4 protein-coding genes are annotated in these 7,409 nt (G+C 33.6%); all 4 read right to left on the bottom strand.

The window, feature by feature from the left end; genetic code table 11:
* Positions 1-268: 268 nt before the first annotated feature.
* Entirely contained in the window at positions 269-3,709 is a 3,441-nt protein-coding gene (locus CKF58_RS03730; RefSeq protein ID WP_147397207.1) for a hypothetical protein, read from the bottom strand.
* A 383-nt stretch (positions 3,710-4,092) separates the two neighbouring features.
* On the bottom strand, positions 4,093-5,586 hold the full coding sequence (locus tag CKF58_RS03725) for a hypothetical protein (RefSeq protein WP_119531104.1): 1,494 nt from the start codon (positions 5,584-5,586) through the stop codon (positions 4,093-4,095).
* On the bottom strand, positions 5,573-5,914 hold the full coding sequence (locus CKF58_RS03720) for a hypothetical protein (protein WP_119531102.1): 342 nt from the start codon (positions 5,912-5,914) through the stop codon (positions 5,573-5,575). Before CKF58_RS03720 ends, CKF58_RS03725 begins: the two co-directional genes overlap by 14 nt.
* Positions 5,915-6,085: 171 nt before the next feature.
* Positions 6,086-7,048, bottom strand: coding sequence for a S26 family signal peptidase (locus CKF58_RS03715; protein ID WP_119531100.1), 963 nt, complete (start codon positions 7,046-7,048; stop codon positions 6,086-6,088).
* Positions 7,049-7,409 lie beyond the last annotated feature (361 nt).

Genomic DNA, 7,409 nt, shown 5'->3' with positions numbered 1-7,409 from the left:
ATATTATTCAATCTCATCACGTCCAAGGATTACTTTTACAATTAGGGGTTGTTTGAGTAATACTTTTACAATTAGAGTTTGTTTTAGGATTTAAGTAATATATCAAGCAATCTCTATTACCTATTTTTAGAACATATCCTAATTTATATGGAAGGTTGTCTGAAACTATAAACAGGATAAGTTTTCTTAAAAGTTAGTATAGAGAATATATTGAAGACAATATTATATTGCTGACAATATATAGGGAGGGGCTTACTTGTGATACTACTTAAAGTTGCATATCCATGACCTTTTTAGATAGTCTTAAGATCTCTAACTGTGAGCGTGATTTTTGTAGTCTAGTTAGATCAGAGTTAGTACCCTCTAATAAAAAGTGCATTAACTTCAGTTCAATAGTTGGTGCTAGAACTTTAAGTGGTAAGCATCTATAGTCAAGAGTAGCTTTTCTGTGATTTTCTGATTTATAGTCTAGTAAAGATTTACGATAGAGTAAATCAAACATTACATAGGCTCGTGCAGATAACTTACGCATATGTGCATAATTATTTTCCGGAGAAAAATAACTCTGCAAATCTGCTTTTAAGTTATCGAAGATCTCTTTCTTCTCTTTACTTGTTCGCTCCTTAACTAAATCTATAATCTGGATTAATCTATCTCTATCTTCTTCAGCTAGAATGAGTTGCTCTGAAGTTACAACTGGTAAAGATTGTAGTGCAGCTCGTTTTTTCTCACTCTTAGATAAAGGTATAGAGAGTAGCTTATTCGCTGTAGATCTAGTTGCTAACTCTGCTAGTAAGTATGAAGTGTAACTACTGAATCTTACTTTTAAACCTAGTTCTTTAATCTCACTAGGAGTAAGAGGTTGGATTTCTTCAGTCTGTTTAACTGACTGTTTAGTTGATTGCTTATTAATCTTTTGTGCAGTCTCTTGAACAGACTGTTTAGCAATATTTTTCTTTTTCTTTTTGCCAAGCTGTTCGTCAGATACATCAAAGGTATCTCTTAGCTTGAGGATTTTATGTTTATAGTACTTATCTCCTTCAGCATCATTAGCTAGAGCATTACTTAAGAGTAAACTTAAGTCTCTAGTATAAAGATACTCTTGCTTAGCAAGACATTGCTGATACATCAACTGCCAATGCATGTAATCTAATTCAAGATTATCATCATATTGTAAAACATTAACAGAATTAGCAGTTTTAACGACTAACTCATTTCTTGCTGTTTTATTACTAATAGACTTGTTGTCTCTTAACTTATTACTTGCTGCCTTATTTTTTCTTAGTTTAGTTTTCTTGCCTTTAGCTTTCTTAAAGGTAAAATACTCTTTCACAAAGCCTTGCTGTCCTAGCTCTTTGCTTACAGAAAAACTAGGTAAAGCCAGACTAGCAAGATGTTTAAGGGCTAAAAACTTAAAGGCATTACTAAGTGAACCACTAGTTAAAACATGATTAAAATCAGCAGTAGAATTAGTAGTGTAATTATTAGTAGAACTATTTTCTCCTTGTGCAGAAGCTTTACTTGCTCGTAAGTTCTTAAGTGCTTGTACAAGTAACAACTCAAGAGCTTGTTGTTGCTCTGGATTAAGATTAACTAGCTGCTCACACTCTTTAGCAGTTAAAAACTTTCCTACTACTTGAGCAAATGCATGTAACTCTTCATCACTTTGACGTACAACCTCTTTAGCTAAATGAGCAATGCCGGAAAATACTTTTTGTTGATGTAACTTGAAAGCTGCGTATTCTTGCTCGAGATGTAGATCATTTATAAAGTATTTGTGTAACATTGCTGCTTTAGTTTGGCTACTACTCTTAGCAAGATTGTTAATGATATCAATAGCTTCTTTAAGCTCCTTTGGTACTTCTTCACTAGCAATCATTAAAGCTTGGGGGTTCTTGATTTGCTCTTCTACTTTCCAGAGACTAATCATCAATTGTTCATATTGCTCAAGATAAGCAAAATGAGTATGACTATTTATAAAACGGAAAACCGATGCTAGATAGTCGAACCTATGTACAGAGTTATAATAATTACTAATATATTCTCTGTAAACTTTTTGTACCATTTCTTCTTGAGAAGAGTCATCTGGTGCAGAGTCATCTTTCTCTTGCTGCTCTTGTTTATCTTGCTGCTCTGATCTCTCTTGCTTCTCTTGTTTCCCGTTTTCTTGCTCTTGCACTCCGTTTTCTTGCACCTCTTTTTCTTGCTCGTGACCTCTGTTTTCTTGTTTCTCATTTTCTTGAGTATCTTGCAGGTTCATATCTTCCTCATTACAATTTTGGGTACAGGCATCAGCGGTAACATTGTTGTCAGCAACTGATCCACTCTTAGCAACGGCATTATTGGTTAACGGACTTTTACCAAATAAATCAATACAAGTATTAATTAAAATTTCTAGCTGATTGATACAAGTATTTTTACTATCATAGTCATTTGGATATTGACTATTTTGGGCTTTGTACAAAATCTTTAAGAGATCACAGGTACTACCTTTAATACGGTAGAACATTTGTAAAAATTCAATGTACTTACGGGTATTAAAGTTTAGTCCTTGTACTTTAATGGCAGCAAGATTATTCTTAGCTTTACTTAGTTGTAAAATACATTTTTGCACTACTAAGCTATTAGCTAAGTTTTTTGGTACACCTAAAGCATTAAAGCATATACGTTTAGTTGCTTTACCCTGTTGTATGTCTTTCTCATAAATGAAGTATGGAACATAGTTCCTTATAAGTCTCAGTAAATAAGCTTCTTGGTTAGCTTTTTCTTCTAAAGCTAGCCGTTCTTGTTCTTGCAGAGCTACTTCTAAAGCCTTTCTCTCTTTTTTACTCAAAGTAGAGATATCTTTTACTTCTACTTCTTTATCTTTGAGTTGTTTATCAATCTGTAGCTTGTAAGGAGAAAGTTCTTGTTGTAGAACTCTTACTTTATAACTAAAAAATACTTGCGAATGGATATATCCCGTAATTACTTGCTTAAATCTCTCAATATTTTCAAGATTAAGAATGAAGCTTTGTAGTGATTGTACTAAGTCTTTAAATGATTTGAGGTAAGCAATTGCCCCTAAATCATGGTTTACTGAGTAAATGCTTGGATCGAAGAATTTACCCTTATTAGCCTCTTTATGTACTTGATGCAGCTCTAACTTATCAATAAAGAAAGCTGGGTTAAATTTATCTTGTTGATAGAGAGTTGTATATTCCTTATTCTGTAAGAGCTCTTGTAATCTTGCAAACAGTTCTTTACTCGGTTCATCAGGATCACATAGCAACATGGTTGTTGTTAATAACTGATAACCATAGTTATCGGATAAAGAACTTTGCTCTAGATTAATTTGGTAATCATTAGTGATAATTGCATTATCTAAGGCATACTGATTTAATTTATAGCTCAGCTGCTTAATACACGATTGAAGTTTTTTCTCTTTATGTGCGATAACAACTTGGTTATTTTGTTCTTGTTGTAACAACTTACCATTCTTTTGCATACAGAACAAACTCGCAAGATAAAAGCTCTCATGCAAACGCGAAAGATTAGAAATCAGTTCTAAATGCTCAAAAACCATAGTACTGGTCGTTTGTAACACATGGTAACAGATTGCGTAATTTGCATTAAAGCATTCTAGAGCAAATTGCGTTAGCTTTTTATGCTTATCTTCTAGAGGTAAAGTAATTGCTTGTTGCTTTTTCTCTAGATACTGAGTAGTCACAGGTTGCTTTTCCTCTAGAGATAAATTAGATACATATTTACTCTCTACCAAGTTTGCAAGAGCCAAGTCTACATCTGAATACGGAAGTCCTTTGCATAGTTTATTTTGCTTAGAAGGAACTTCAAGAGCATTATCAGGATTTAATCTGCAACCTCCTCTACTAGTTTCAGTAAGTCGCTTCAAGTCTTGTAGTAATAAATTGACTTGTTGGCATAACTTAGCGTCAATTTGACCTTTAAGTTTACTTGTCTGCAGTAGAGAATTCATTAGATCGTTAAGCTTATTTGACTTATTAAAATAAGAGGTCATATATCCTCCGTTTAGTGTAGTGAGTCATTGTAAATTTTAAAATTAGGTTGTATGTAAATCATAAAGACATCAGATTACTTAGTGCATCTATTAGTCTCTAGGATAGATATGTATTTATTTATTACTTGTTTTAAGTTAGAGAGTGAATCTTGAAAAGCAGCTTCTTCTTGTGGTTGGAGAAATTTACTTTCCCAGTAGTTATTTTCTACTTCAGTTGTTACTGCTTGTTCATAAGCTACTTTAATGCTATTTAAGATTTCAAACCCTCTACCCTTAAAGTGGTCTTGGTTGATATCATTTATTAATAATTTCACAATCTGGGCATTTTTAACTCCACGGTTTAGATCTTTTAATTCTTGTTCGCTATAGTCCTGCATAGACATTTCCACAAGCTTATACTTGCTTAACATACTATGTTGGGGAATATAAACTTGTAAGCTTTCACTAAGAAGAATGGTAACTAATTTCTTATAGATTAACCATAAGGCACGTGAAAGATATTTTGCTCCCTCTCCCATACTCTTATAACTATACTTATCTTGCGCAAGCGCAAAGAGATCCTCTAAGAAACTCACCACCACACTTAGTTGCTTCCCGTATACGACAGGCAAACTAAAAACATCTTCCTGTAGTTCTGCACTATTCTTCTGCAGTGTTTTATCCCAAGCTCTTTTTAAGAATCTTACTCTCTTACGTTCTTGTATAGCTTGCGTGCGTTTACTAATTTCAACAGAACTTGCTGTTGTACCTACTCTACAAGCCTTGTTAGGTGCTGTAGATTTGTTAGTTACTGCTGATTTGTCAGTTGCTGTTGGTTTACTAGTTACTGTAGGTTTGTTTACTACTGTAGTTTTGTTGTTAACTTTCGCATTAGCTGTAGAAGTAATATTAGAATCAGTAATAAAATCAGCATTTGGATCAGCAATAGAAGTCGCATTAGGATCAACTGTAAGATCGGTAGTAAGGTTAGAAGAGTTTTGCTTATCTGTTTTACCTTTGTACTCTACATTGATATATTTCCGTTCAAATCTACGCACAAGGTTCAATATATTACGATCCTTCCTTACAAATCTATCAAAAAACTCTCCTACAAATTCCCAAACTTGACTTTCACTACAGCTAAGATGTTTTACACAGTTAGCTTTAGAACCTTGGTCTTTATTACAGACTAAGTTATTGTAGAATCTACCTTTAAAGGTTAAGAGTTTTTGCAAGCACTTCAATCTATAAAATCTTTGATAGTAAGCTAGATCTAAGTGTTTATCTAAATTTGCTTGCTTTAGAGCAATTAACTCTTGTTCAATAAGAGATAAGCGTTGCTCAAGCATAGCTAACAAATACTCTCGAGATCTTGGCAAGTAAAAATCAACTTGATGCCAATCTTTGGTCAATGTTTGTACTTGTAAGGCTAGAGTATCAATTGCCATCTCGATTTGCTTTTGTTGGTAGATACTTTGGAGCTTTTGTTTAATTTGGGAGCTCGTTCTCTCTGCTGTCTCTAAAGTAAATTTTTGGCTTAAGTTATTATTTTTTGACAGAGAGTTTTGTGGGGTATTACTTTTTCTCATAGGTATCCCACAGAAATTGTTTTACCACTTGCGTTAAACGCTGTAATTCTTCAGTAGTAAAATTATTTAAGGTTTCAACAACTTGCTCAACTCTCTCTTCTTGAAAAGAAGAGGTTGCTGACTTAGAGGTTGTTGACATTGGTGCTATTGGCAATTCTGCAGTTAGCACTTCTGTAGTTGATATCGCTGCTGTTGAATCAGTTACAGTTCGATTAAATGAAAGGGTATTAGATGAAGATGCTAAAGACGAATTCTTTTTCATCGCATTATTATCATCTTGCATAAAGCCACAAGAAACCATACCAAAGCTAATAGTTTGAACAAACATTAGTGACCTAATAAGAATGACTTGTGGCTTTAAGGTTTATATTTGCTTTAGACTTATACTTTTAGGTCTTAATACAAGTGAAAGCGCTTATTAATTTTGTTAAATTAACTTCATAATCTTTTTAGTCTAGCCTGGCACAGCTTAAGACTGTAGATACTTTCTGATTTAAAGCTATTTAGCCCAAATTACCTTAGCTTCTAAAGCCGTTTTAGGCACAGGACCAAAATATACACTGTCAATACTGGTTGGATCATCTCCATATGCCCAATATTGTTCAGGTTGCAGATAAATCCTCCGGATTTGCTGTGGCAGTTTAGTAATTACTTCTACTATTGCGGCTGGCAATTCTTTAATAAAGATCCCATTAATAAACAGTCCCTCTGGAGTAAGATCTACTAGATCATGAGGATAACCAATTAAGTACTTCACAAACTTTGTCTCTGGAGGCAAGCTTGGAATTAATACTCTAGCTTGAGTGTTAATCTTCTTACCTGCATTACTATTACCATCACTATCATCAACATTCCCCCTTAGCTGCTGATAAGGTAATAATCGATTAGAAAACGTATGCAAAGTTGATCTTAAATGGGATTTTAACTTACCTTGCGGCATAGTTAAAATTGGTAACTCTTGTCCATACGGATATAGAGGATCATCTTTAGCTTGTGTAAGAGGTACTGGATCTAAAGTAAGGTTTGTATGTTTAAATCCGTACTTATATCCTCTTAATCCTTGATCCCAAGTTTGGTAAGGATAAGTGTTTACACTTTGCCTTAACAAATTAGCGATTAATTCAAGTTGTTGGGGATGATCTACCCATTCTTTACTAGCTTGACGAATTTTAGCTTGCGCATGGCTTGGTAATTGGCGATAGGCTACGCGATAGACGCTTATCGGTCCAGCCTCGGCTGGGGATAAAAGCTTACTTCCAAAGTAATAACGACTATGCATAATTGAAGTAGTCTTCTGATTATCCAAGTAAAAGGTAATACACTTAGGTAACCAGAGATAACAAGCAAAAGCTACTAACATACATACTCCCATGCGTAAGTAGAACTTACGTTTTTTAAGGCTTAACTGCGTTAGATTAGCATTAGCAGTTAGTACTAAATTTTGCCATTTACGTTTAGCCATTACGCGTTCCTCAAGCTATAGTTAGGTTAATAAGTAATCTAGAGCGTTAACTTAAAAACTTACTTGAACAAGTTAATGAAAAAGCCTATCCAAGGAAGTTAACGTAAAAAACTTATCTACAAGTTAACAAAAAAGCTTATCCAAGAAGTTAACTTAAAATACTTATCAGATAGATAATCAGAAAAAGCTTATCCAAACAGTTAACAAGAAAAGCTTTTCTGAATAGCTAACTTAACTAAAAAAGTATTTTTACCTACTCCATGCAAAAACTACTTTGTATATAAAGTAATACAAAAATTTAAGAACAAATAACCAAAATTTATCAAAATTAATCTTAAAAATTAAAACATTGATAAACGAC

Origin of the sequence: Psittacicella hinzii (genome assembly GCF_003585935.1) — a bacterium.
Classification (GTDB): Bacteria; Pseudomonadota; Gammaproteobacteria; order Enterobacterales; family Psittacicellaceae; genus Psittacicella; species Psittacicella hinzii.
This window is presented reverse-complemented; position numbering and strand designations above follow the sequence as displayed.

What these genes read in the sequence shown, in the direction of transcription:
- CKF58_RS03715 (WP_119531100.1), bottom strand. Translation starts at nt 7,048, where the DNA reads ATGGCTAAACGTAAATGGCAAAATTTAGTACTAACTGCTAATGCTAAT.
- CKF58_RS03720 (WP_119531102.1), bottom strand. Translation starts at nt 5,914, where the DNA reads ATGTTTGTTCAAACTATTAGCTTTGGTATGGTTTCTTGTGGCTTTATG.
- CKF58_RS03725 (WP_119531104.1), bottom strand. Translation starts at nt 5,586, where the DNA reads ATGAGAAAAAGTAATACCCCACAAAACTCTCTGTCAAAAAATAATAAC.